We start from the raw sequence: 423 nt of genomic DNA, 5'->3' as shown, positions 1-423 counted from the left end.
GGCCCGCCGACGGCGCGATCGTCACCATCGCGGGCCTGATCACCACGCTCGAGCGCCGCATCGCCAAGTCCTCGGGCAACGCGTACGCGCGCTGCGAGATCGAGGACCTCGGCGGCTCGATGGACGTCATGTTCTTCGGCCAGGTGTATGCGCCCATCGCGATGATGCTGGCCGAGGACCTCGTCGTCGCCGTCAAGGGCAGGGTGCAGCGTCGTGACGACGGGTCGGTGTCCCTGTCCGCGATGGAGCTGACCATCCCGGAGCTCTCGGATGGCCCCGGCGGCCCCGTGCGGATCACGCTGCCCGCGTTCAAGGCCACGGAGCAGGTCATGGGCCAGCTGGCGGACGTGCTGCGCACCCACGAGGGCTCCTCGGAGGTGCGGCTGTCCCTGGTGGGCCAGCGTGCCACGCAGGAGTTCCAGC

At 70.4% G+C, this 423-nt stretch carries 1 protein-coding gene; it reads left to right on the top strand.

Annotation, left to right across the window (positions count from 1 at the left end):
- The coding region (locus tag ACFWJO_RS40650; protein WP_386873421.1) for an OB-fold nucleic acid binding domain-containing protein at positions 1–423 on the top strand (423 nt) is incomplete at both ends.

The organism is Streptomyces sp. NPDC127092 (assembly GCF_042722475.1).
Classification (GTDB): domain Bacteria; phylum Actinomycetota; class Actinomycetes; order Streptomycetales; family Streptomycetaceae; genus Streptomyces.
The sequence above is the reverse complement of the archived record's forward strand: the minus strand, read 5'-3'. Positions and strand labels throughout refer to the sequence as shown.